The sequence below is a fragment of the Pseudoalteromonas sp. CO325X genome (assembly GCF_004208955.1).
GTDB classification, from domain to species: Bacteria; Pseudomonadota; Gammaproteobacteria; order Enterobacterales; family Alteromonadaceae; genus Pseudoalteromonas; species Pseudoalteromonas ruthenica.
Genome location: NZ_SGPG01000022.1, coordinates 37,041 through 61,503, shown reverse-complemented (window position 1 = coordinate 61,503; position 24,463 = coordinate 37,041). Strand labels below are relative to the sequence as shown.

The 24,463-nt window shown below is 48.3% G+C and carries 26 protein-coding genes and 1 tRNA gene; 18 read left to right on the top strand and 9 right to left on the bottom strand.

Translation table 11 applies throughout. The features are described 5' to 3' along the window. The first annotated feature begins 4 nt into the window (after window positions 1-4). Entirely contained in the window at window positions 5-1,192 is a 1,188-nt protein-coding gene (gene trpB / locus EXT46_RS12515) for a tryptophan synthase subunit beta (protein WP_045978473.1), read from the top strand. Continuing rightward, window positions 1,189-1,995 (top strand): tryptophan synthase subunit alpha, encoded by an 807-nt coding sequence (gene trpA, locus EXT46_RS12510; protein ID WP_045978399.1) that lies wholly within the window; start codon window positions 1,189-1,191, stop codon window positions 1,993-1,995. Before trpB ends, trpA begins: the two co-directional genes overlap by 4 nt. Here the strand turns inward: trpA and EXT46_RS12505 are convergent. Then, the gene (locus EXT46_RS12505; protein WP_022943797.1) at window positions 1,992-2,270 is read right to left on the bottom strand and encodes an HU family DNA-binding protein; all 279 of its coding nucleotides are present in this window, start codon (window positions 2,268-2,270) and stop codon (window positions 1,992-1,994) included. The two genes, trpA and EXT46_RS12505, sit on opposite strands and share 4 nt — an antisense overlap. 133 nt (window positions 2,271-2,403) lie before the next feature. On the opposite strand from EXT46_RS12505, the gene EXT46_RS12500 reads away from it, so the two are divergent. Then, on the top strand, window positions 2,404-2,985 hold the full coding sequence (locus EXT46_RS12500; RefSeq protein ID WP_130147623.1) for an inner membrane-spanning protein YciB: 582 nt from the start codon (window positions 2,404-2,406) through the stop codon (window positions 2,983-2,985). Between the two features lie 59 nt (window positions 2,986-3,044). Continuing rightward, window positions 3,045-3,683, top strand: coding sequence for a CPBP family intramembrane glutamic endopeptidase (locus tag EXT46_RS12495; RefSeq protein ID WP_130147621.1), 639 nt, complete (start codon window positions 3,045-3,047; stop codon window positions 3,681-3,683). Between the two features lie 20 nt (window positions 3,684-3,703). Here EXT46_RS12495 and EXT46_RS12490 read toward each other — a convergent pair whose 3' ends face one another. After that, a complete protein-coding gene (locus EXT46_RS12490; protein ID WP_130147619.1) occupies window positions 3,704-5,128 on the bottom strand; it encodes a sodium-dependent transporter in 1,425 nt (474 codons plus the stop codon). A gap of 171 nt (window positions 5,129-5,299) precedes the next feature. Here EXT46_RS12490 and EXT46_RS12485 point away from each other — a divergent pair, with 171 nt between their 5' ends. From EXT46_RS12485 to EXT46_RS12465, 5 genes are all read left to right on the top strand, one after another. Beyond that, the gene (locus EXT46_RS12485) at window positions 5,300-5,602 is read left to right on the top strand and encodes a YciI family protein (protein ID WP_026110949.1); all 303 of its coding nucleotides are present in this window, start codon (window positions 5,300-5,302) and stop codon (window positions 5,600-5,602) included. Between the two features lie 100 nt (window positions 5,603-5,702). Continuing rightward, complete coding sequence (locus EXT46_RS12480) at window positions 5,703-5,957, top strand: PepSY domain-containing protein (RefSeq protein ID WP_130147617.1); 255 nt, start codon at window positions 5,703-5,705, stop codon at window positions 5,955-5,957. Beyond that, entirely contained in the window at window positions 5,957-6,631 is a 675-nt protein-coding gene (locus EXT46_RS12475) for a response regulator transcription factor (RefSeq protein ID WP_022943803.1), read from the top strand. The genes EXT46_RS12480 and EXT46_RS12475 overlap by 1 nt, the downstream gene beginning before the upstream one ends. Beyond that, window positions 6,625-7,962: an ATP-binding protein gene (locus EXT46_RS12470; RefSeq protein WP_026110951.1), complete on the top strand. Its 1,338-nt coding sequence runs from the start codon at window positions 6,625-6,627 to the stop codon at window positions 7,960-7,962. The genes EXT46_RS12475 and EXT46_RS12470 overlap by 7 nt, the downstream gene beginning before the upstream one ends. Before the next feature lie 7 nt (window positions 7,963-7,969). Further along, window positions 7,970-8,380: a lysozyme inhibitor LprI family protein gene (locus EXT46_RS12465; protein ID WP_052698121.1), complete on the top strand. Its 411-nt coding sequence runs from the start codon at window positions 7,970-7,972 to the stop codon at window positions 8,378-8,380. Here the strand turns inward: EXT46_RS12465 and EXT46_RS12460 are convergent. Beyond that, window positions 8,377-9,423 (bottom strand): AI-2E family transporter, encoded by a 1,047-nt coding sequence (locus EXT46_RS12460; RefSeq protein ID WP_130147615.1) that lies wholly within the window; start codon window positions 9,421-9,423, stop codon window positions 8,377-8,379. The two genes, EXT46_RS12465 and EXT46_RS12460, sit on opposite strands and share 4 nt — an antisense overlap. A gap of 157 nt (window positions 9,424-9,580) precedes the next feature. Here EXT46_RS12460 and EXT46_RS12455 point away from each other — a divergent pair, with 157 nt between their 5' ends. Beyond that, the gene (locus EXT46_RS12455; RefSeq protein ID WP_130147866.1) at window positions 9,581-10,471 is read left to right on the top strand and encodes a TIGR01777 family oxidoreductase; all 891 of its coding nucleotides are present in this window, start codon (window positions 9,581-9,583) and stop codon (window positions 10,469-10,471) included. A 30-nt stretch (window positions 10,472-10,501) separates the two neighbouring features. Here the strand turns inward: EXT46_RS12455 and EXT46_RS12450 are convergent, their stop codons facing one another. Next, window positions 10,502-13,003, bottom strand: coding sequence for an FtsX-like permease family protein (locus EXT46_RS12450; protein WP_130147613.1), 2,502 nt, complete (start codon window positions 13,001-13,003; stop codon window positions 10,502-10,504). Beyond that, window positions 12,993-13,709 carry an ABC transporter ATP-binding protein gene (locus EXT46_RS12445; protein ID WP_130147611.1) on the bottom strand — a complete coding sequence of 239 codons (717 nt, stop codon included), beginning with the start codon at window positions 13,707-13,709 and terminating at the stop codon, window positions 12,993-12,995. Before EXT46_RS12445 ends, EXT46_RS12450 begins: the two co-directional genes overlap by 11 nt. Between EXT46_RS12445 and EXT46_RS12440 the strand changes: the two genes are divergently transcribed. The 3 genes from EXT46_RS12440 to EXT46_RS12430 all read left to right on the top strand — a co-directional run bounded on the left by EXT46_RS12440 (window position 13,710) and on the right by EXT46_RS12430 (window position 15,482). Then, window positions 13,710-14,330, top strand: a complete 621-nt coding sequence (locus EXT46_RS12440; RefSeq protein WP_130147609.1) for an arylesterase — start codon at window positions 13,710-13,712, stop codon at window positions 14,328-14,330. It begins immediately after the preceding gene. Between the two features lie 153 nt (window positions 14,331-14,483). Further along, window positions 14,484-14,560: transfer RNA gene (locus EXT46_RS12435), tRNA-Pro, on the top strand. Window positions 14,561-14,996: 436 nt separating this feature from the next. Further along, window positions 14,997-15,482, top strand: a complete 486-nt coding sequence (locus EXT46_RS12430; protein WP_346428466.1) for an acyltransferase — start codon at window positions 14,997-14,999, stop codon at window positions 15,480-15,482. A 29-nt stretch (window positions 15,483-15,511) separates the two neighbouring features. Here the strand turns inward: EXT46_RS12430 and EXT46_RS12425 are convergent, their stop codons facing one another. After that, entirely contained in the window at window positions 15,512-15,760 is a 249-nt protein-coding gene (locus EXT46_RS12425; protein WP_045978406.1) for a hypothetical protein, read from the bottom strand. A gap of 63 nt (window positions 15,761-15,823) precedes the next feature. Beyond that, a complete protein-coding gene (locus tag EXT46_RS12420) occupies window positions 15,824-17,140 on the bottom strand; it encodes an AarF/ABC1/UbiB kinase family protein (protein WP_130147607.1) in 1,317 nt (438 codons plus the stop codon). Between the two features lie 249 nt (window positions 17,141-17,389). Here EXT46_RS12420 and EXT46_RS12415 point away from each other — a divergent pair, with 249 nt between their 5' ends. The 4 genes from EXT46_RS12415 to EXT46_RS12400 all read left to right on the top strand — a co-directional run bounded on the left by EXT46_RS12415 (window position 17,390) and on the right by EXT46_RS12400 (window position 21,142). Then, window positions 17,390-17,878 carry a helix-turn-helix domain-containing protein gene (locus tag EXT46_RS12415; RefSeq protein WP_130147605.1) on the top strand — a complete coding sequence of 163 codons (489 nt, stop codon included), beginning with the start codon at window positions 17,390-17,392 and terminating at the stop codon, window positions 17,876-17,878. 54 nt (window positions 17,879-17,932) lie between these two features. Beyond that, window positions 17,933-18,349 (top strand): hypothetical protein, encoded by a 417-nt coding sequence (locus EXT46_RS12410; RefSeq protein ID WP_130147603.1) that lies wholly within the window; start codon window positions 17,933-17,935, stop codon window positions 18,347-18,349. A 153-nt stretch (window positions 18,350-18,502) separates the two neighbouring features. Further along, window positions 18,503-19,537, top strand: a complete 1,035-nt coding sequence (locus EXT46_RS12405) for a CNNM domain-containing protein (protein WP_022943816.1) — start codon at window positions 18,503-18,505, stop codon at window positions 19,535-19,537. 93 nt (window positions 19,538-19,630) lie between these two features. Continuing rightward, window positions 19,631-21,142: a leucyl aminopeptidase gene (locus EXT46_RS12400; protein ID WP_045978411.1), complete on the top strand. Its 1,512-nt coding sequence runs from the start codon at window positions 19,631-19,633 to the stop codon at window positions 21,140-21,142. A gap of 104 nt (window positions 21,143-21,246) precedes the next feature. Here EXT46_RS12400 and EXT46_RS12395 read toward each other — a convergent pair whose 3' ends face one another. After that, the gene (locus EXT46_RS12395) at window positions 21,247-22,767 is read right to left on the bottom strand and encodes an aldehyde dehydrogenase family protein (protein WP_045978412.1); all 1,521 of its coding nucleotides are present in this window, start codon (window positions 22,765-22,767) and stop codon (window positions 21,247-21,249) included. A gap of 138 nt (window positions 22,768-22,905) precedes the next feature. Here EXT46_RS12395 and EXT46_RS12390 point away from each other — a divergent pair, with 138 nt between their 5' ends. Beyond that, window positions 22,906-23,808, top strand: coding sequence for an AraC family transcriptional regulator (locus tag EXT46_RS12390; RefSeq protein ID WP_130147601.1), 903 nt, complete (start codon window positions 22,906-22,908; stop codon window positions 23,806-23,808). A 49-nt stretch (window positions 23,809-23,857) separates the two neighbouring features. On the opposite strand, the gene azu is transcribed toward EXT46_RS12390, so the two are convergent. Further along, entirely contained in the window at window positions 23,858-24,298 is a 441-nt protein-coding gene (azu, locus tag EXT46_RS12385; protein WP_022943820.1) for an azurin, read from the bottom strand. Window positions 24,299-24,463 lie beyond the last annotated feature (165 nt).

Below are 24,463 nucleotides of genomic sequence, written 5' to 3'. Positions count from 1 at the left end.
GGTTATGAGTAATTCAGCCTATTTTGGCGATTTTGGCGGCATGTTTGTGCCGGAGCTTTTGGTGCCGGCGCTTAAACAGCTAGAAGCCGAGTTTAATAAATCACAACACGACCCGCTTTTTGAAAAAGAGTTTCACTCTTTGCTCAATGAATATGCCGGCCGTCCGACACCTTTAACATTAACCCGTAACTTGGTGAAAAACCCCAAGGTCAAACTGTACCTTAAGCGTGAGGATTTACTTCACGGTGGCGCCCATAAAACCAACCAAGTGTTGGGCCAGGCGTTGCTCACCAAACGCATGGGCAAAGAGGAAGTCATCGCCGAGACCGGCGCTGGTCAGCACGGTGTGGCTACGGCTTTAGCCTGTGCGCTGTTGGGTTTAAAGTGCCGCATTTATATGGGCGCTAAAGACGTCGAGCGCCAGCAGCCTAATGTATTTCGTATGCGCTTGATGGGCGCTGAAGTGATACCCGTTACCGCCGGCTCTGGCACCTTGAAAGACGCCGTGAACGAAGCGCTGCGTGACTGGTCAGCGAATTATAAAACGGCGCACTATCTGCTCGGCACCGCTGCCGGACCACACCCTTTCCCAACGGTGGTGCGCGAGTTCCAAAAAATGATTGGTGAAGAAGCCAAACAACAGGTTCTTGAAACCGAAGGGCGTTTACCCGATGCGGTCATTGCTTGTGTCGGCGGCGGCTCTAACGCCATTGGCATGTTTACCGATTTCATTGATGAGCCGAGCGTCAAGCTGATCGGCGTTGAACCCGCAGGTAAGGGCCTTGATAGCGGTGAACATGGCGCGACCTTATGTCGTGGTAGCAAAGGAATTTTGCATGGCGCTTACACCTACATCATGCAAACTGAGCAAGGCCAAATTGAAGAGTCTTACTCAGTATCGGCAGGCTTAGACTACCCCGCAGTGGGGCCTCAGCACGCGCATCTGCATGAAAGCGGCCGCGCCCAATATGTGGGGATCACCGATGATGAGGCGCTCGATGCGTTTAAGGCGCTGGCACGCCATGAGGGCATTATACCGGCACTTGAGTCGAGCCACGCACTGGCCTATGCCCTCCAGTACGCGGAGCAACAAAGTGAAGAGTGTATTATTGTTGTAAACCTCAGCGGCCGAGGTGACAAAGACTTGGCCCATGTGCATCAAGTGCTTGCTGCTAAAGGAGATATATCATGAGTCGTTATGCCACCACCTTCGCCAACCTCGCCGAGCACAATGAAGGCGCGTTTGTGCCCTTTGTGACCTTGGGCGATCCAGGTAAAGCACAAAGTATTGCCATTATTAAAAGCCTGATTGATGGCGGTGCCGATGCATTAGAGTTGGGCATTCCCTACTCCGACCCAATTGCCGATGGCCCGGTGATTCAGGCCGCCAATATTCGCGCCTTAGAGGCGAACATTAGCACCGATGATTGCTTTGACATCATTCGCGAAATTCGTGCCTATAACGCAGATATTCCAATTGGTTTACTACTGTATTCTAACTTGGTATTAGCCCGTGGACCGCAGCAGTTTTACCAACAAGCGAAAGACGCTGGGGTAGACTCAATCTTGGTTGCTGATGTGCCCTTACATGAGTCGAAAATGTTCCGTCAAGCGGCCACTGAAACCGCCATTGAGCCGATTTTTATCGCCACCCCCAATGCCGATGACGACACCCTTCGACAATGCGCCTCTTACGGGCGAGGTTACACCTACTTGCTCTCCCGAGCAGGCGTCACCGGCACTGAAACCAAAGCACAAATGCCGGCAGACTCGATGATTGCCAAGCTAAAAGAATATCATGCTGCCCCCGCGTTGCTTGGCTTTGGTATCAGCACTCCGGATGATGTGAGCCAAGCCTTGAGCAGTGGTGCTGCCGGGGCTATCAGTGGCTCAGCTGTGGTAAAAATTATTGCCGCCAACTTGGACCACCCTGAGGCCATGTGCGAAGAGCTGAAAGTGTTTACTATCGCCATGAAAGAAGCGACCAAGGGTTAGCCTGGCTGTATGTGGTCTTTTAATGCCTTGGCGCATTTAAAGGCCACTTTATTTTGCCCTGCTATTTCTATTTCCTCTCCTGTTTGCGGGTTACGACCGCGTTTCGCCGGGTGATAGCTAAGCGAAAAGTTACCAAACTTAGGTATAAATACCGCATCTCCTTCGTGTAAAGACCGCGTTATCGCCTCAATGAGAGATGTTAACGCTGCCGCAGATTGTTGCTTAGTTAATCCACTGCGCCCATGCATGGCGTCAATTAGTTGCTTTTTATTCACGGTGCTACCTACTGAAAACTCAAAGCCGCGCAGCCTAAAAGGCGACAATGAAAATGTCAATGTCGCTCTGATGCTTGAGCTTGCTCTCAGATACTGGTAAAACGGCTGCTACCTGATGTAATGGACGTCGTGAATGAGTACTTTAATTGAATACATTCCGCTAATTTTATTTTTCGCTGTTTATAAACTCGTTGATATCTACTGGGCAACGGGCGTATTAATCGGCACCAGTGCCCTGCAGCTTGCTTATGGCTATTTCAAAGAGGGCCATATTGCTAAGCGTCATTGGGTGTTTTTCGCTATCGCCCTGGTGTTAGGAACCATGACCATTCTGTTTCGAGATGAGCATTTTATCCAATGGAAGGCCACCTTCATTTATGCGCTGTTAGCGCTGGTGTTATTAGCCGCACGGCTGTTTTTCAAAAAGAACCTAGTGCAAAAGGCACTCACTGGGTTGCTCAAGTCGGTAGAAGAGAAACAAGGCGGTGAACAAGGCCAAGAGATTACGGTACCAGAGCGGATTTGGGAGCAGTTAAACATTTTCTGGGTTATTTTATTTGCCGTTATTGCAGTGCTCAACATTTATGTTGCCTACAATTTCTCGCTCGACTTTTGGGTAAACTTTAAAGTGTTCGGCCTTATCGGCATCACCTTTGTGGCTATTATTGCCACAATTATGCGTCTTTACCCTTACTTTCCTGAAGAAGAGTCATAAAGCTGTCGTACAGCCCTGCTACACTGAGTACATATTGAGTGTAGCAATGGGCTGAAACATTGAATAACGCGCAGTATCGCTGGCTAGAACTGTTCTGTATCTTTATCCTATTACCGGTTGCCGGCTTGCTGATGCGCGAGTATTTGCATAACTGGCTGATCCCTGCGTTAATCACCCTGACCGCCGTATGCTGTTTTATTCTGCTTACCGATCCCCACTTTAAACGCTTTCGCATCACATCCATGGGGCAGTTCTCAGCGGTGCGTAAGCGCATTGCCACGTTTTTCCTCACCGGAGCATTATTCTCGGGTGTGCTCTATGGCATTCTCAATCAGGAAAACTGGTTTAGCTACCCGCTGCAATCACCATTGAGCTGGTTGATGCTACTGATTTTATACCCGCTGCTCTCGGTGTTGCCACAAGAGCTGATTTTTCGCACTTATTTCTTTCACCGCTATAAACCCATCATTCCTAGCAAAACTTGGCGTATTTGGTTAAGTGCAAGCGTATTTTCCTTGGCACACATGGTTTATGGGAATTGGGTTGCGATAGTATTGTCGTTTTGCGGTGGGCTGTTGTTTTCTTATACCTATGCGCACTCTCGCTCCACACTTGTGTGTGTACTAGAACATAGTTTGTGGGGGTTGTGGATGTTTACTTTGGGGCTTGGCAGTTATTTAGATTCGGGGGCTATTTAAACCAGCCCCCGACCGGCAAATTAAAAGCCGAAAATACTGATGGCGAAAAACTTTGTTGCCACAGTATTGATGAAAATCAGCAGCAAAATCCCTGGGATAAAGGTTGATAGTGAGAAATTCACGTACTTTTGCATAAAGCAGCCTTCGTAACTAGCGCAGCCTTGCGAAAGTTCATCATTCAAACGCGCCTTCTTCCAACGATACATAACAAACAAACACACCATCAAGCCGTTAAGAGGTAAAATGGTGTCATAAAACACGTCATAAACCACATCAAAGAAGCTCTTATCATCACCACCGTAGTGGGTGAACTGAGTCAACCAGTCGACCATGCCAAATGATACGGTACAGCCAATGGTGAGTAAGCCGATAGCGCCAGCTAGAACTAACAATGCTTTTTTGCGGCTGTAGCCCTTTTCCTCAATAAGCGTTGCTGTGGGCACCTCGACAATCGACACCAACGACGTAATGGCAGCGAAAAATACCAACAAGAAAAATACAAACGCCACCATAGAGGCGCCCATATAACCAATATCAGTTTGCAGTGCCAAAAGAATTTTCGGTAAATAAACAAATATCATCGACACCGACGACTCTGAGAGTTGGCTTGGGTCAGTATCCGGATTAAAGCTAAAAATAGCTGGCAACACCATTAAGCCAGCGGTAAAAGCCACCAGTGAATCGGTGATGGCGACCATCTTTGCGCCACCGACAATATCATCCTTCTTCGAGATGTAGGACGCGTAGGTCATCAAAATCCCCATCCCTAACGACAGCGAGAAAAACGCTTGTGATAAGGCGCCATTGAGCACGCTTGCATTCATTTTTGAGAAATCCGGGACAACATAGTAGCGCACACCCGCCATGGCATTATCCAAGGTCAACACATAGGCAACCAAACCTATGAGCAGCACAAAAAGGGCTGGCATTAAAAACTTCGCAGCCTTTTCAATGCCCTCTTTGACGCCACCGACGAGGATTAAGTTAACCACAATGGCGACCACCACCATGTAGCCAAAAATACTGTATTCATTAATGAAGCGGCCAAAGTTACCGGGGTCGGCAAGCGCATCGAGGTTGCCCATGGCTGTTTGTGCCAGATAACCGAAAATCCACACCGTAATAACCATGTAAAACACTGCAATCATAAACGGCGTCAGTACCGCAAGAATCCCTGCACCGCGCCAGCGTGGTGAATTATCCGACAGTGTTTTGTATGCACCATAAGGGTCTTTTTGCGCTTTTCGGCCCATGGCCATTTCCGCCATCATGACCGGCAAACAAATAAACGCCACAAACAGTGCATAAACTAAAAGAAAGGCACCACCGCCGTTTTTGGTGGCGGAAACAGGAAACCCAACGAGGTTGCCAATACCTACCGCAGAGCCTGCAGCAGCAAGAATAAAGCCCAAGCGAGAGCTAAAATGTTCACGTTTTTCGCTCATAGAAAAACCTTGTTATTGTTTTAACCCGACTCTACCAGTGTTAAACAAAGCTTTTCAAGCTTTAACGACTGCTGGTGAGCGCGGTCCCATTTAAACAACGATATTAATTTACAACGCCTATCATTGCTGGCTATCATAAATGTAATCGATACCAAGTACTTGGTTATTATTATGTTGTACATGATTTATTCCACCGATGTGGAAAATTCGCTCGAGCAGCGTCTTAAGGCGCGTCCAGCACATCTTGCACGCTTGCAAGAATTACAGCACCAAGGGCGCCTACACCTTGCCGGACCACTTCCAGCGACGGACAGTAACGACCCGGGTGGAGCTGGCTTTACGGGCTCATTAGTGGTGGCTGAATTTGCATCCTTGGAAGATGCACGGGAATGGGCGGCTGATGACCCCTATATCGCCGCTGGTGTATATGAAAACTCAGTAGTCAAGCCCTTCAAAAAGGTGCTTCCGGCGTAATTCAGTAAAGGTTAATTGATTTTTTGTATGCTTGCGACATTGCCGCTGCAAGTGCAGTGTATGTTGCGCAACGAAAGATCAATTGGGAGTTCTTTGAACCATGCTTAAATATATAGCCGCTATATTTACTGCTTTTGTTTTAGCCACGTCAGTGGCCCAGGCAGGCTCAACGCCCCCCAAAGACATTGATAAAAAGCAGGCAGTGGCAATTGCCAAAGAAGCCGAAAACGGTAAAGTGTTAAAGATATCTGAACAAAGGGAAAAGTTTGTTGTTCGTATATTAAAGCCCAAGGGCCGTGTGGTTGACGTCAGCGTCTCAAAACGCACCGGGCAGGTAGAGAAGGAAAATAATTAATGCGCATACTAGTAATTGAAGACGACTTACATTTGGCAGATAACCTGCGTAGTGCCCTAGAAAAAGAGCGCTACAGCGTTGATTTGTGCAATGATGGAGAAGCGGGCCTTTTCCATATTTGTGAATACCCACTGGATATGGCGGTGGTTGATTTAGGCTTACCAAAAATTGATGGTATTGAGCTTATCAGACAAGCCCGTAAAAATGGCGTCGACATCCCTATCTTAATTTTGACTGCGCGCGATCGCTGGCAGGATAAGGTCGAAGGCCTCGATGCCGGTGCCGACGATTACCTTACCAAGCCCTTTCATGTGGAAGAGTTAATCGCTCGTTGTAACGCATTAATTCGTCGCAGTGCGGGTCAGGCTAACCCTGAAATTGAAAACGGCCCAATCCGTATTCATACGCGCTCGCAGCAGGTATGGGTAGAAGAGCGCGAGCTCAACCTAACCGCTTACGAATATAAAGTGTTGGAATATCTGATGGTGAATCCACAAAAAGTGATTTCTAAATCGGAATTGACCGAGCACATTTACGACCAAGACTTTGATCTCGACTCTAACGTGATAGAAGTATTTGTTCTGCGTCTGCGCAAGAAACTGGACCCAGAAGGCACCCTGAACCCCGTTGAGACCCTACGTGGGCGAGGATACAGGCTGCGCACCCAGTGGTAGGAAATCAAGTTTCACTGAAAATAAGACAAGGATTTATCCTTGTCTTTTTGTTGATCGTAGCCATGCCTATTTTATTTGCTTCGATTGGCAACGCGTATCGTGCCTCATTAGTGGAGGCCACTGAAAAAACCCTGGAAGCGCATTTATACTCATTAATATCTGAAGTTGAATACAGTGAACGTGGTGTAGAAATGCCACGCAGTATTCTTGCCCCCGAGCTGAACCGCGTCACATCAGACACCTATGCCATGATTTATAATGGCAACGAGCGAGTCTGGCAAAGCGAGTCCGCCTTAAATATTGATTACAAACCGGACTTAGTGATCACCGAAACCGGTAAAGCGGATTTTCGCCTCGTGACCGTCAATGGTCGCAAATACTGGCAACTGTCACTCACTGGGATCCTCGCGAATCTCGACCAAACCATTGAAGCCCGCTTCATTGTAGTTAAAAGTAACGATGGTTTATTAAGGCTGATGGAAGGGTTTAAGGAGACATCAATAAACTGGATGTTAATTATGGGTGTGGTGATCACCGTGTTGATGATCATCGGCTTCATCTGGAACTCTCGTCCATTACACCGCTTAGATAAAGAGATAAAAGCCATTGAATCGGGCGAAGGCACGCGTATCAAAGGCAACTACCCCGTTGAGCTGCAAAATATAAAAGCCGATTTGAACCTATTGTTGGAATCGCAACAGCGGCAAAAAGAGCGTTATCGCGCGTCTTTAAGTGACCTTGCCCACGCCCTGAAAACCCCCTTGGCTGTACTTAAGTCAAGCCCGATGGCCAGCGATGACGATGCCCAAGAGCAGTTGGACCGCATCAATGTGATGATCGAACACCAATTAAAGCGCGCAGCCACGGGTGCGTCCGATACATGGAAAAAACAAACACATATTAAGCCGGTAGCAGATTCTATCTTCAATGCCATGAGTAAAGTGTATCGTGATAAAGACATCGAATTCAGTGTCGATGTGAGCGACAAACACTTTTTCTTGGGCGATAAAACCGATTTAATGGAACTGCTTGGCAACCTCATTGATAACGCCTGTAAAGCCTGTGTCTCGCAGGTGAGTTTAAAGGTCGAGCAACGTAAGAAGCGTCTTAAACTGATGATTGAAGACGATGGTCCTGGCGTGCCTGAGGAGAAGCGTGAGTTGCTGTTGCAACGTGGTACCCGCCTTGATAGCTATGAAAGCGGACACGGTGTGGGGATGGCCATTGTCGCTGATCTCGTAAACGGCTATCATGGTATTTTAAGCATCGACGACAGCCCCTTGGGCGGCGCTCGCTTTATGCTTGAGTTTGATTACCAAGAGATAACCTAACGTCATTATGAAACGTCACTTTTTTGTGTTAACCATTGGCCTCGGCGCCTGCTTGTTCAATACTGTTGATGCCAATGAAATTGCGCAATGCGCGCCGGTAGGCGAAACACCCGATAGTCGTCGTGACTATATCCAATGTCTTGACCGCCAGTTAGATCTTCTGCGCCGAGATTTGACTGCGTGGCAGAATAAGCGTCAGCTGCAGCTCGAAAACTTCGCTAAGCAATCGGGGATCACTCAGCCATTGGATATTTATTTACGCTCGCAGCAGAGCTTTGACAGCTATCTTGAAGACAGCTGTCGGTGGCGTTATCTGCGTGTGATGCCCGACGCTGCGGCTGCGGCGATGGCGTATAAGCATTGTGAGTTACGGCTTATTGAGCAGCGCATCGACAGTTATCGCGTACCACTGGATTAGCCTTGGTCACTTTGCTTAGCGTCGTCTACGTCGGCGCCAAGTAAGGTGGCAAGCCAGCGCCCTTCTTCGCTCTCTTCTAGGGCTATTTTCACCACCATAGTCAAAGGCACAGACAGCAGCATACCCACCGTGCCCAATAACCAGCCCCAAAAGATTAACGATAAAAACACGACTAAGGTCGACAAACCTAAGCCCCGACCCATAAATTTAGGCTCTACCACGTTGCCCATCACCGCATTGATGACTAAGTATCCCATGCCCACAAAAGCCGCAGTCAATGGGCTTTGCGTGATCAAAGCCAGCAATACCGGCGGCACAGCGGCGATAATAGAGCCGATATTGGGGATGTAGTTAAACATAAAGGCAACCACGCCCCACAAAATAAAGTAGTCGACGTCCAGCGCCCACAATAACATGGTCGCTAAAAAGCCTGTCGCTAAGCTAACTAAGGTTTTAATCGCCAAATACGAGTTAATGGACTCAAGAAAACGGTCGATTTGCGCCATTTTCATATCTGGGTCATCTAACGCTAAGTGAATTTTGCGACTAATACTGGGGCCTTCAAATAACATAAACACCACGGTAATGATGATTAAAAACAGGTTAGCCATCACCCCGCCTAGCCCAGTTAACATGTTGGTGGCTACATCAACCATCTTCCCAGGGTCAAACATTGAGATCAGTTGCTCTTTATTTAAGAAAATATTGTATTGCGCTAACGTGTTTACCGCCCAAACAAACTCTTTCTTTAATTGCTCTTTATACTGCGGCAGGTTTTGCGAGAAATCATTCACCGACTGCCCTACCAAGCCGCCAATACTCAAAAGAACGGCGACCACCAGCAATATAACAATGCTCACCGCCACGCCTTTGGGAATTCGGTAGCGACCTAAAGTATCAATCAAAGGGTTGCAGATGATGGCAATGAATACCGATAGAATAAAGGGCACCACCAAGGCGCTTGCGGTTTTCACCCCTGCCAAAACCACCACCAAGGCGGCCATAACTAGGAGGCTTTTACTCGCTCCAGTGAAGCTGGGCACAGTTCGTTTCCTTAAAGCAGACAAGTGATGCTAGTTTAGGTGAGATACGTTTGAAAATAAACCATTGATTGGCCATAGGAAATGATCTTAAATTCGCCAGTTTCGTAGTATTTGAACTAAACTAGAAACAAAGTGAATTAGCAACACGATGGCACCCATGCATATCTTGATCACCGGAGCCACAGGGCTCATAGGTAGCGAACTTTACAAGCATTTACTTAACCACCATAGGGTTACGGTACTCACTCGCTCCCCCTCACGGGCGTACATAAAGTTGGGTCATCGTATTGAAGCCATCCAGAATTTGGATGAGGTTGATTTTAATAATGTCGATATCGTGATCAATCTCGCCGGTGAGCCCATCGTTAATAAGCGTTGGAGCGAGCAACAAAAAAAGCGTATCTACGACTCCCGACTCAATACCACCGACGCTATCGTGGCGAAGATAAATGCCGCAGACAACAAACCGAAGGCGTTAATATCAGGCAGCGCCATTGGCTATTACGGCCGCCAAGGAGATGTGGAGATCACCGAAGACTTCAGCCACTGCTATGATGAATTTAGCCATCAGCTTTGTCGCGACTGGGAGGCAGCCGCAAACAAAGCACAAACCCGTGTGTGCTTGCTGCGTACCGGTATTGTGCTAAGTGCCCAAGGCGGTGCCCTAGGAAAAATGCTCCCCGCATTTCGCTTTGGCCTCGGTGGCCCCATAGGAAATGGCCAACAATACATGTCCTGGATCCACCTTGATGACATGGTGCAGCTAATTATGTACCTAATAAAATACGATCATATTAGCGGCGCCATCAACGCCACCGCGCCTAAGCCCGTCAATAATGAGGAGTTCTCTAAAACGCTCGCTGAAGTACTGCGCCGCCCCGCCATCGTGCGCATGCCGGCCTTTGCATTACGGCTGATGATGGGAGAAATGGCCGATTTATTGCTCTATGGACAAAATGTTCAACCCCAGCGGCTAATAGACGAGGGCTTTCGCTTTCGCCACCCCGAACTCAAACCTGCCCTGGCTCAACTCCTTAACCGCAATTAAAAAAGCCGCTTGTTAAAGCGGCCTTTTCGTCTAAATCAGTTTGCGTAGCAAACCACTGGTGTTCTTATTGAGTGTTCGCGCTATCATAGTGTATCCCAACAGTGCCACAAACAAAGCTCCAGCTACGGGCCCGATGAACCATATATCAGGGTGGAACTTTCCAGGTAGCTCAAATAACTGTCTCTGCACAATGAATAGCGCCACATCGCTCACTAAGGCAGCGACTACGCCAGCTATTAATCCCAATAGTAAGAATTCATACAAGGTGGCTCCTCGGATCAACTTTCCGCGCGCTCCCAAGGTGCGTAAAATAACAACCTCTTGCATCCGCTCACCCAAGCTCGCCTGGACTTGCGAAATTAATACCAAGGCACCACAGACCACCACGATTGCCAGCACAAACCCAATGGCTAACGACACCTGCTCGATGGTTGAGCGAATTTGTTCGACAAAGTTGTCGACATCGATAGCCGTAATGGTGGGATACTGCCGCAATAGCTGAGTAAAGGCTTTATTTTCGCCCTCATCAATGCGAGCTGCCGCAATATAGGTTGCCGGAAATTCAGCGAGCAAGTCTGGGCTTAGGATCATAAAGAAGTTTGGTTTTAAGGTGGACCAATTCACTTCACGAAAGCTGGTAACCTCAGCATCAAAGCTTTGCGAACCAATTAAAAAGGTGATGGTATCGCCCAGTTGAATCTCCAACCTCTCAGCCATTGACTGCTCAATGGAGACTTCCCCTTGGCTTTGCTCTGTAAACCACTGCCCTTTGGTTAGGGTGTTATGGCTTGGCATATCGCGAACCCACGTCAAGTTCAGCTCACGACCCACACCGGAGCGTGCTTCTTCATCTTTTTTCTCGTTATCCTCTAATGACACTTCTCGCGCGACTTTTTCGCCATTGACGGCATTGACGCGCCCACGAATGGTCGGGTAAAAGCGCGACACCTCAATGTTGTTAGCCGCGAGATAATCGGCAACGGGCTGCTTCTCTTGCTCGCTAATATTAACAAGAAACGCATTAGGCGCATCCGCTGGTAATTGCGATTGCCAGTCATTGATCATGTCATTTTTAAGCACAATGAGAAACAGTAGCAGCTTAATCGCCAGCGCAAAGCTAATTAATTGCACGGCATTGGCATTAGCCCGCTTTTGAATTGAAGCCAGCGCTAAAGACCAACTGTTACCGGGGCTGAGTCCGAGCTTTCGCCCTGTGCCAAAAATCACTTTTGAGGCGACAAACAGCACCACTACAACAAGGGCCGATGAGGCGAATAAGATCAGGGTAATTTTGATTTTACCGCTGAATAACCACATTAGTCCAAAAACCGTTAACGCCGAGAGCGCGAGGTGGATTTTGCTCACCACCAACCTATCACCGAGGTTTCGACGCAACACCCGTAACGGCGGAATATCAAATAAATCGAGCAGCGGTTTAATGGAGAACATCACCGCGCACACAACCCCGATGAATACCGCACTTAACCATGGGCGCAGCGACGCTGGCGGAAGGCTAATATCCATGCTTTTAGCCATGTAGTCGGCGGCCACGTGCTGCAGCGAATATCCCACAGCAAGGCCAATAAGCAGTGAAAAACCACACACCAGTGACAAGTGCAGCAGATAAATGGCGCGTATTTGTGCACGAGCCCCGCCTAGAGTTTTCATCATTGCCACTGGGTCGTATTGGCGCTCGCAATAACGCTTCGCTGATACCGCAATGGCCACTGCCGCGAGAATAATGCCCAACAGGCCTGCCAACAGTAAAAAGCGCTCCGACCGCTCTAGCGAATTAGCTATGGGCGACTGCCTGTCTTTCACCCCATACCAACGTTGGTTCTCGGCCAGTTGAGGTTTTAGCCATTGATAGAACGCTTCGACATCGTCACCGTCGCCAGCATAGAGTTGACGGTAAAACACCCGACTCCCCGGTTGGATCACCTCAGTTTTGGCGATATCAGCTTCATTAAGCAACACCCGGCGACTGCCAGAGAAAATATTGAACGGCGCATCCGGTTCTTCGCTCAAAATATGGCTAACGGTAAAGGTGGCAGCACCTAACTCAACCTCATCGCCCACTTGCAGGTCCAATGAATACATCACCGTTTCATTGAGCCAAACGTTGCCCTCTTTGGGGCCGCCCTCGGCCACTTGCTCTTGGGCGTCAAAATCGCTTTTAATGAGTAGCTCACCTTTAAGAGGATAGGCCGATGACGCTGCTTTTATTGCCGCCAGTTGCATGCGGTCATTGGCAAAGAGCATGGTATCGAAAAACGTGAGCTGCGCCGTTTTCAAGCCCATTTTCTGTGCTTGCTGGCGGTATTCATCTGGCAACGCATGGTTACTGGCCAGCGCTCTATCGGCGGCGATAAAAGCGTTGGATTTTTGCAAAATGGCTTGACCAATACGGTCAGTTACCGAGGACAAGGTCAACACCGTCATCACTGCCAACGCAATGGCTGCACATATCACCGTGAGCTCGCCTCGGCGCAACTCTCTCAAAAACAGTCTAAATGCCAATTTAGCCCACATTTACCTGCTCCTTCGGCTCACTCAACTCGGTTAGACTGCCGCCTTCGATGTGCAAAATACGGTCGCATCGCTGTGCCAGTGCTTCATCATGTGTAACCAGCACCAGCGTGGTGCCTTGCTGTTGGTTAAGCTCAAACAACAGCTCTTCAATCATTTTACCGTTTTTACTGTCTAAGTTTGCTGAAGGCTCATCAGCAAACAGAATTTGCGGCGTGCCAATAAAGGCACGAGCGATAGCAACTCGCTGCTGCTCACCACCCGAAAGCTGCGAAGGGTAATGCTCAACGCGATGACTCAAACCGACCTTCTCCAACAGCGCTAGCGCCTGCTCTTTAGCATCATTTTGGTTAGCAAGCTCAGCTGGCAGCATCACATTCTCAAGTGCACTGAGGCTTTGCACCAGCATAAAGGATTGGAATACAAATCCGACTTTTTGCGCACGCAAGGCCGCGCGCCCTTCTTCGTCCAGTTGCTCCAAGGGATCACCATCTAAGGTAATGCTTCCCGAGCTTGCCACATCAAGCCCTGCTAACAAGCTCAACAATGTGGACTTGCCCGAGCCCGAGGCGCCAACAATGGCCACCGACTCGCCCGGCTTGACATTAAAGGTAATGTCGCTGAGGATCGTTAAATCGCCGTCAAGCGTATTAACGGACTTAGTTAATTCTTTGACTTGAATAATATTTAATTGAGATAACGCTGACATATGAGTGCTTCAATCCTACGTGTTTTTATCGTCTTACTGCTTGTCACTAAACCATTATTCGCTTGGGCTGACAATCAGATACTTGTCCTAGGTGACAGCTTAAGCGCAGCCTATGGGTTAAAACAACACCAAGGCTGGGTGCAATTGTTACAAGATACGTACGAACAACAAAATACGCCCACTACCCTGATTAATGCCAGTATAAGCGGTGAAACCACAGGGGGAGCCCTGCGCCGCCTTGATGCGATTCTTAAAGAGCACACCCCTACCCATGTGCTCATTGAGCTTGGCGGCAACGACGGCTTACGTGGTTTTCCCGTCACTAAAATGAAAGCCAACCTGCATGCACTAATAGATAAAAGCCAAGAGGCCGGTGCTGAAGTAGCGTTAATGCAAATTCGTATTCCACCCAATTATGGCCGCCGTTATACCGAGTTGTTCGAGCAAAGCTTTGTTGATGTGGCCAAGGAAAAGCAAGTGACCTTAATGCCCTTCTTTGTAGAGCAAGTGGCGACCAACGGTGAATTAATGCAAAACGATAACATTCACCCTAATGCTGAGGCGCAGCCGATCCTACGGGATATTATGAAAACACAAATCAGTAACTGGCTGACCAAGTAGCCCCTGAGACACCAAAATAACTCAACAAAAGCGCTGAAAATTAGCGCTTTTTTCTTTTTTGCAATTAAATCGGCGAATATGAATATTTTATAAGCAAACGAAACAACCGACGCTTGCATTTACAAAATATTTCCGTACTATTGCAAGCCAAGTCGGCATATAGCGCAGCCTGGTAGCGCACTGTCATGGGGTGTCAGGGGTCGCAGGTTCAAATCCTGCTATGCCGACCATTCTTCTCCCCCTAGAATCAATTTTTTAGCATATCCTGTATAACTCATCTCGAAATTTCTGTAGTAATTCAGTAGTTAAACACTGCTTTTATTTTTCTCTAAGCGCTCTTTGCTATCACATTCTAGCTACTACTTCGCTCCCTAACAGTACACCATCCACCAGCCAGTTATTCTAAATTCCTTATGGGATCCTGGGCCCAGAAACAATATAAACCGCCTAATCCCAGTACCTGTTCACCAGTTTTCACTTAGTCTAAGGGCTAACAGACTATTCGTTGGGTATGTGTGTTGAGCTGGAGATAGCAGGTATATAGCCGAACTCGTAAAATTGACTATACCAATAGTTAAAATTGGCACATAGCAGCACTGATGATAAGTTTGATCTAATCGGTTGTGAGCTGACGTTAGTTCACACAAGCCCGCTTTGTACGTGGCTATGTTCATCATTTCTATGATAAAGGCCTTTATGCTGTCACTTCGTCAATATGTAAAAAGAACAAATGGCGTGCCCATGGGGGCAACGCACTCATTGAGGAATATGCTTTATCGCGCCTTTGGAGCAGGCTCGTTCGCGACCTTTTGGCACTACTGGAACCCCATCTGGGGCTATTACTTGTCGCGTTATATTATGCGCCCTCTTAATATCTACTTACCTAAGGCGTTAGCTGTGTGGATTACGTTTTTGTTCAGTGGTGCGCTGCATGATTTAGCGGTCTCCCTGATCAAATGGCAGCTAATTGTGTTTTTCACTCCATGGTTTGGCTTGATGGGTGCACTGGCATTAGTATCAACCCCCAAGAAACTCTCCTATACAGCCGCCCCTTGGTTGGTTCGAGCAACGACCAATGCTCTTTTGCTAGGCGTATCGCTCATGGTTACTTTTGCTCTGGAAAACCTACTCGCTCACCATTGGGCAGTCTAACGTCGAATTATCTTGAGCCTAGGGCCTCTCTAATCACCTTTCGCCGAGTGGCGCTTATCCTGCCAATACTGGTATAGGTTATAGGTAATGCCCAAAAAGCAAATGGCGCTAATGAGCCCTGCAGGGCCAAACACCAGTAGTAAATTTGCTTGATAGCCAACGACCGCCAATACGGCGCAGATGCCGCCGATGATCAACTCTATGATGAGTGTTTCCCAATCGGTACTAAAAGTGCGATTGATCGTTTTTGCTGCGTAATGATTTACTTTAAAACCCATTCGTTCTTCCTTGCAATAATGTCATTCCCTTGGCCCTATTACAGCAAAATTCGCAGCTAAAGCCTACCGTGTCTTACCATTGAAGTTAGCCAAAATATCGCTAACGTTGACTTTCGCCTGCAACTTGGCCGCAATTAAGAATAGTCCAGCGAGTTTGCGGTGAATAAACAGTGCATCCACCGGGGGGCTATGCCATTGCTGTTCGCGACTGCTCATTGCCAAGCCTTTTTGCTTGATTCTCGCAGCCAAGTCACTGTTGGCAAAGTCGTACTCACCGCCTACCGTTAGCGGTTCACAGGCCAAAGCAAAAATATCGAGCACGTTATGCTCGTAGGCCTTATCCACATCATCACTAAAATAACCGATATCACGGGCCGCTTGCGCCATGACACCGCGCTCGCCTGTTATGGCGCCCTGAATAAGCTGCCAATATCCCCGGCTAATGGGCTCACTAATGACGCGGGTCGCACCAAAATCGAGCAGTACAATACGACCGGTGTCGCGCTGATACAGGTAATTAGCAAAGTTGGGATCGGTTTGCATTAAGCGAAAGTCAAAGAGCTCATGCATAAACAGGGTAAGTAGATGTATCACTAAACGATTGCGCTCTTCTTGCGTACAGCTAAGCGCCTGCTCAATAGCCTCGCCCTCAACGAATTCCATGGCTAAAATCTGCGTAGTGCACAACTCGCTCTGCGCTTTTGGCACCACAAAGTGTGAACTTGGCCCCAGCTTTTCTTGGTACTGGCTCATGTAATGCGCCTCTAAGGTGTAGTCCGCTTCATTAAGCAGCTGAGCTTTCGCCTCGGCAATTAGCTCGTCAATGTCCAACCCATTTGGCAGTAAACCAGTGAGCTTAAGCAGCCTCACGACATTATCCACATCGCTTTCAATGCTTTTGGCGACCCCAGGGTATTGCACTTTCACGGCTAACTTTGTGCCGCTATCAGTGTATGCACGGTGTACCTGTCCGATGGATGCCGCAGCGAAAGGACGCAGCTCAAAATTAGCCAAACCGTCTAGCCAATGAGCTCCCCATTGCTGCTTTAGGGTTTGGGTCAGCTGCTTATGTGGCATGGGTGTGGCTTTATTACGCAACCGCGACAACAGTGCACTGAGCTCTGGGCTTAATAGCTCGCCGGCGTCCATCGACAATAACTGACCGAGTTTCATCGCCGCACCACGCAAATGTGCTAACTGCTGCGCCAATTGCTCAATATTTTTACTGTTTAACACTAACTCTTTGGTGCTTTTATTTTGCCCCGTGACCATGGATTTTAAGCCGCCATAGGCAACATTGCTGGCCACTCGCCCAGCCAATGCACCAAACCGTAAGGCCCGGGAAAACTTGGAAGTGGGAACTGCTTTATCTTTACTCATTTGCGCGTTAATTGTGATTCTAAAACTGTGGCTTAGTACGAAAAAAGCCGAAAAAACGATCGAGCATCCCGTATGCTTACCACCAAGTTGCATTTGTTTAAATTGCATGCAACGCTTGTAAAAGCCAATAATAACAGGCGCTGGCGCTTGAGTTTCGTAAAAGTGTCGGGTAGATAACACATCGCTAACGTACAGTAGGAGCGGTTCACTTGCTAATTTAAAGGCTCAGTTAGCAAGGAGACCACAACAATGAAAATGAACGTCAATACTACAGAAATTAAAAACCAACGAGATAAACGTTGCCTATCACAAGAGCAGCTTGCCGAAATAGCCGGATTGAGCTTACGCACGGTGCAAAGAATAGAAGCCAAAGGCGTGGCCTCTGGGGAGTCCATTAAAAGCATTGCTGCCGCCCTTGATTTAGATTGCCAGCAATTACTGGCTGTGCAACCGACAACGCGCAATACCCAGGCACCTGTGCCACCATCACAGCCTATACCTTCTCGACCTTTACCTGCATCGCAACACCTGCGAGTAAAATACTTGATTGGGCTGCTGGCGGTGATTGTCGCAAACTGTTTTGGTTTTTGGGGGATATACTCCGCTTTTCAAAGTGGCAGCATTGACCAACAGACCATGACCCTACTTAAGGATACCGTTGCTATCTCTTTATTAGTATCTATCGCGGTTATTTGTTATCGCGGTTGGCGCAATCAAGTGTTTAAATTCGACTTATAAGTTCATGCCCTGCACTCCTTGCTAACTGATTAAATTAACAAAAAGGAGAGCACCATGTTCAACGACAAATTAGTAATAAAATCTGTAATACTGGCTTTTTTAGCTTATCTGTTGGTTACCGCAATCGCCAGTGCCGTAGCAATCCAAGTTTGGCTGCCCGAAGGAGTGGATATGGCTCAGGCGCAAAGCTTAGCGAGCCGAGATATGAGCTTAACTGCACTGACCTTAACCATTGGCGCTAGCGCATGCATATTGACGGGGATGTTGGTGACCTACATGACTAGAAGCCAAGGTTTACGCAATGCCCTGGCCTTGGCAGTGCTCATCACACTGTATGGTTTGCTAAGCGTATTCACACACCTTGAGCAGCCGCTGATGGTTCATTTTGCCAAATTAGCGCTGCCCACACTTGCAGTAATAACCGGGGCATATTGGGTTATTCAAAGCACCCAAGCCAAGCTGGCAGGCTAGTCCCAAACGCGGGCTGAACATAAGTTTTAGCCCGCGTTATTTTGATTGCCATATTGTCATAAGGTCGCGCTTGATCTATTGTTTTTGACCTCAATGTACATGCTTTGCGTATAGCATTTTTCAACTAACTAAGAAGGATTGCCCAGAGCAACCATGATATTACTTATCGCTTTCGCGGTGCTATCTATCGCCGTGTCGTTTATTTGTTCTGTTCTTGAAGCAGCATTGCTATCCATTACCCCCAGCTTTATCGCCAAGCAAAAGCTTGAACATCCACAGCGCTACACCCAACTCAAGCGCTTAAAAGATCGCATCGACCAACCTTTGGCTGCCATTCTTACCTTAAACACGGTAGCCCACACCGTCGGCGCTGCGGGTGTCGGTGCGCAAGTCACCGTGGTGTTTGGGAATGGTTACTTAGGTATTGCCTCAGCGGTGATGACCATTCTTATTTTATTGCTCTCGGAGATCATCCCGAAAACCCTCGGTGCGCGGTTCTGGCCGCAAATTGCGGTGGCCATGCCTCCACTGCTCAACTTTTTAATATGGGTACTCAAACCATTTATTTGGATATCAGACAGAATCACTCGACTGCTTGGCGGCAGCGCCACTGAGGAAGATTTGCGCGTCGAGTTAAAAGCCTTGGCATCACTGGGAGCAGAAATAAACAGTATTGATGACAGTGAGCACCGCGCTATCGCCAACATTCTTGACCTTCATACCATCAAGGTGCGCGATATTATGACGCCGCGCATTGTATGTGAAACGCTCAAACCCGATGCCCATCTTAGTGAGGTGCGTGAAAAAGTAATCAAGAGCCAATTTTCTCGCTTCCCACTGCTTGATGACGATGAAGCCCCACATGGGGTGTTATTTAAAAGTGATTTAATTGCCACCGGCGACAAAGAATACGCTATTGAGCTGGCGCGTAAGGCTAAAGTGGTTGCCAATAACATCAGCGTGGAACACTTGTTAAGCCAGTTAATTGAGGAGCAGCAACACATGTGCTTGGTGTATGATGAATACGGCTCATGGCAAGGTTTAATCACCTTAGAAGACATCATAGAAACCATTATTGGCCAAGCTATTTTGGATGAAACCGACCAAATTGCTAACATGCGCCGTTTCGCGCGCCGACGCTGGTTGCAGCGCAAGAAGCATGAGCGCCGCTCACAATCAGGGCGTTAATCGGCAGAAACCCGCGATTGAACGACAAACTGTTATCAAATGCACTGAAATAAGGTAAAAAGGCAGCGATTTAACGTATTAAAGGGAAAGTCTATGTCGTACCTTAAACTCAGTGCATTGTCGTTAGCCATGGTTGCAGCCAGCAGCCATGGGGCCGATATCCAATTCCAGAACGAATTAGCAAGTAATGGCACTTTGGTGTTGCTGCAAGAGCAAGACCAAACGCTCAATACCTCAGTATTATCACCACAAGCACAACAACAATTACAAAAAGCACTTAACACCGCCCAGTTTAACGGCGAGTATAATAAGCATGTACAGCTTCTAGCCCCTGTAGACTCAAACTATGAACGCGTCGTTGTCGTCGGCCTTGGCGCTCAGGACGAGCTTGATGCAGCGCGTACCGCCAAACTCGGTGGCAACGTGCATGGCCTGCTTGAGGGCATGAAGGTGACGACGGCAAACATCGATTTTGCCACTATCAATGGGCAGCTATCTAATACCGAATTAGCGGCTCAATTTGCCCATGGCGTTAACCTACGCGACCACAGCTTCGACACTTATAAACAAAGCGATGCAGCAAAGACGACGCTAAGCTATCACTTTGATGTTGCTGATCAAGCGCGCGCTGAGCAGGCATATCAAGCCTTAAGTCATATTGAGCAAGGTGTATTTTTAGCCCGCGATCTCACCTCCGAGGTGCCGAGCGCCTTAACCCCTGTAGAGTTTGCACAAGCAGCGCAGCAATTACGCGAGCTCGGTGTTAAAGTCGAGGTATTGGGGCCTGAGCAGATCAAAGCCCTCGGCATGGGGGCGTTGGAAGGCGTTGGCCGAGGTAGCAAAGACGGTGCTCGACTGGTTGTCGCACATTATCAAGGTAGCGATGACGCACCGATTGCTTTGGTTGGTAAAGGCATTACCTTTGATTCAGGTGGCTATAGCATTAAAACCGGCGCTTCAATCGCGCGGATGAAATCCGACATGGCCGGTGCTGCGGCGGTGCTAGGTACCGTGAAAGCCATGGCGCTGAGCAAAGCCGATGTTAATGTCGTTGCCGTAATGGGCATGGCCGCCAACATGGTGTCTGAAACCGCCATAGCGCCGGGAGACATCCTGCGCACCGCTGAAGGCTTAAGTGTCGAGGTACTCAATACCGATGCCGAGGGCCGGTTAGTGCTCAGCGATGCCATGTGGTATGCGCGCAGCCAGTTTAAGCCGCAGATTATGGTGGATGTAGCCACACTCACTGGCTCAAAAGTACGCGCCGTAGGCAATCGCTATAGCGCAATTTTCTCTGATGACGAGCAATTAGTCAGCGAATTAACGGCAGCAGGCAAAGCGGTGAACGAGCAAGTATGGCGCTTACCTTTAGGCTATAAAGACAAGTTAAAGTCAGACATTGCTGATATTCAAAACATCGGCTCAGGAGGCCCGGGAGCAACCACGGCGGCTTCATTCTTACAACACTTTGCTGGAGACACTCGCTGGGTTCACCTCGATATTGCCGGTAATGCGTTAGCGAGCAAGGCTGACGGTGAAGTGAATGTAGGCGGCACCGGCTACGGGGTCAGGCTACTAAGCGAATGGTTACTCAAAACCAAATAAGGTGCACTGATAGCGCACTATGAGTCAGTTATGGGCAGGGGTTACCTGCCCTTTTTTGTTGTCTTGCCAAGGAAATATATCAAGACGTTATGGGTGATGGTGAGTTAGAAAAACCCTAAGGCATTATCACTGTAGCTAACCAGTAGGTTTTTGGTTTGCTGATAGTGCTCAAGCATCATCTTATGCGTTTCGCGGCCAACGCCCGATTTTTTATAACCGCCAAACGCGGCATGGGCAGGATAATGATGATAACAATTGGTCCACACCCGACCCGCCTCAATGGCTCGACCAACCCGATAGGCACGATTCATATCCCGCGTCCAAAGCCCTGCACCCAACCCAAACTCGGTATCGTTGGCAATGGCAATCGCTTCTTGTTCGTCCTTAAAGGTAGTGACACTGACCACAGGACCAAAGATTTCCTCGCGGAACACCCGCATTTGATTATGCCCTTTGAGTAAAGTCGGCTGAATATAAAAACCATTATTAAGCTCATTGTCGAAGCGTTCGGCGTCACCGCCGATAAGCACTTCGGCACCTTCTTCCTTGCCGATGCTAAAGTAACTCATGATTTTATCGAATTGCTGTTGGGAGGCTTGAGCGCCAACCATGGTGTCGGTATCGAGCGGATTACCGCGTTTAATTTGCTTGGTGCGGGCAATTACCCGGGCGATAAATTCGTCGTACATACTCTCTTGTACTAATAACCGCGATGGACAAGTACACACTTCTCCTTGATTGAAAAAGGCCAGCACGGCGCCTTCAACGCACTTATCAATAAATTCATCACTTTGATTCAATACATCGGCAAAATAGACATTGGGAGATTTACCGCCTAATTCCACCGTGGAGGGAATGATATTCTCGGCGGCACACTTAAGAATATGCGCTCCCACCGGGGTCGAGCCAGTAAAGGCAATTTTTGCAATGCGCGTGCTGCTGGCCAATGCCTGACCCGCTTCGGCGCCATAGCCATTGACCACATTAAGCACCCCCGCAGGCAAAATATCGCCAATGAGTTCGATAAATTTCAAAATGGATACTGGGGTTTGCTCCGCCGGTTTGAGCACCACACTGTTCCCTGCCGCCAGTGCCGGTGCTAGTTTCCACGCCGCCATCAACAACGGAAAATTCCAGGGAATAATTTGCCCAACCACCCCTAAAGGCTCGTAAAAATGGTAGGCCACGGTGTGCTCATCTAAATCACCAATGCTGCCCTCTTGAGCGCGAATACAGCCGGCGAAATACCGAAAGTGATCGGCCACCAGGGGAATATCGGCATTCAGCGTCTCGCGCACCGCTTTACCGTTATCCCAGGTTTCAGCAACGGCCAGCTGCTCGCTGTGCTCTTGCACCCGCTGAGCAATCGCCAGCAATAAGTTGCTGCGCTCTGTCACCGATGTTTTGCCCCATGATTGCTGCGCTTGGTGCGCCGCATCCAAGGCCAGTTCAATGTCTTTTGCACACGATTGCGGGATTTTACAAATAACCTCCCCAGTCACCGGTGTGGTGTTATCAAAATACCGACCTTGCACCGGGCTTACCCATTGACCACCAATGTAGTTCTCATATTGCGGCTTAAAATCAACCACCGCACCGGGAGTATTAGGATTTGCGTATATCATCGTTGTTGTCCTTGTTGTTGCATCACTGCAAAACTACACAACTTTGCCCGTGAAGCGGTTGTCTTTACATCCAAAGCGCTTGACTAAATGTCCATTTTTTAGCCATGCTAGAGCAAGCACAAAGCAAAGGAATTAAACATGTTATATGGCAACCCCAGCGCTTTCGACAGCGTCCACACTCTTATTGACCATCGCAGTGTCGTGAATGCGCCTGGCATTCAATTGTGCATGTATGAAACCTTTGAGCGCTGTGAACAAGTCCCCTTTCGCACCGATGAGTTGATGTTTTGTGCCATGGTCGAGGGTAAAAAGGTAATGCATCACCAAAGCTTACAGCAGGCGCGGGATTTCACCCCAGGGCAAAGCTTTGTTATCGCCGCCGATGAGCAGGTGCACATCGACTTTCCATTAGCGACCCTAGAGCGTCCAACCCGTTGCCTGACCCTTGAAGTCGACGCCGAGCGCATCGCCAATGTAGCCGAGCAAATGTCATTAAGCGCCCAGTGCAGCTATCAGGATCAGCAACCTGCGACTCTGCAGCTTACCCATAGCACCACCACCGAGGCCATCTACCAGCGCTTGGCCGGGGCATTTACGGAAAATAAAAGCGACAGAGCCTTACTGATTGAGCTGGCAACCACCGAGCTGATTGTGCGGCTACTGCGCGAACAAGATCATCACGCGTTATTGCGCTGCGCTTTACACGACCCGCAGGCAACCGCTCTTCATCAAGTCTTAAGCCACATTGAGCAGCATATTGCCGCCCCACTCGATGTGGATACCCTTGCTCGCCTCGCCTGTATGAGCCGCAGTAAATTCTTTAGTGAGTTTCGCCGCCATTTGGGCATGAGTCCCCATGCTTACATTCTTAAGCGCCGTTTAGAACATGCAGGTTTAATGCTAGTGCGCTCTAAAGCCGTCACCGAAACTTGCTTTGCCTGTGGGTTCAATAGTATTAGTCATTTCAGCCGCAGCTTTAAGCAGTACTACGGACAAGCGCCAAGTGCTTATATTGCACAAAATAACAAGCGCGAAAGGTAAAGGTGGGGAAAACATAGAAAAGCCGAGCGGACGCTCGGCTTGTTTGGCGTTAGATAAGCTTAAAAGTGCCTTTCATTAACGCTGAGTGACCCGGGAACGAGCAGAAAAACATATACTCGCCGTCAGCACTCATATCTTTGGTAGAAAATTCCACCGTGGTTTGCTCACCGCCGCCAATGATGTCGGTAGCAGCAATAATGCGCTCATCACCTGCAGGCAGGTAGTTGTTATCTAAGCCCGCGCCCATACCGGCACTGGCTACAGCCTGCATGTCACCTTTAGTGGTTAGCACCCAGTTATGACCCATTGATTTCTTAGGGATCTTACCTGTGTGCTTAAGCGTGACTTTAACTGTTTCACAGCTTTTAGGGACTTCCATTGATTTTTTATTGAATTGCATTGCGTCGTTACCTTCAATGGTAAATTCGCAATTGGCAAAGGTCATTGACGAAAAGAACAAAGCCGCAATGGCAGTGAGAGATTTAAACATACCTTTCTCCGTAATGTTAATAGCTATCATTAAGATTATTAAATAAAACCCAAAAAAGCAACAGAATTAGCCATAATCGCTTGATAGCAAAGCTTTATTGACTGTTTTTCAGTACGGCAGTTACGGTAGCAGAGATCAGCTCTGGGTACAAAAAAACCGAGCAAC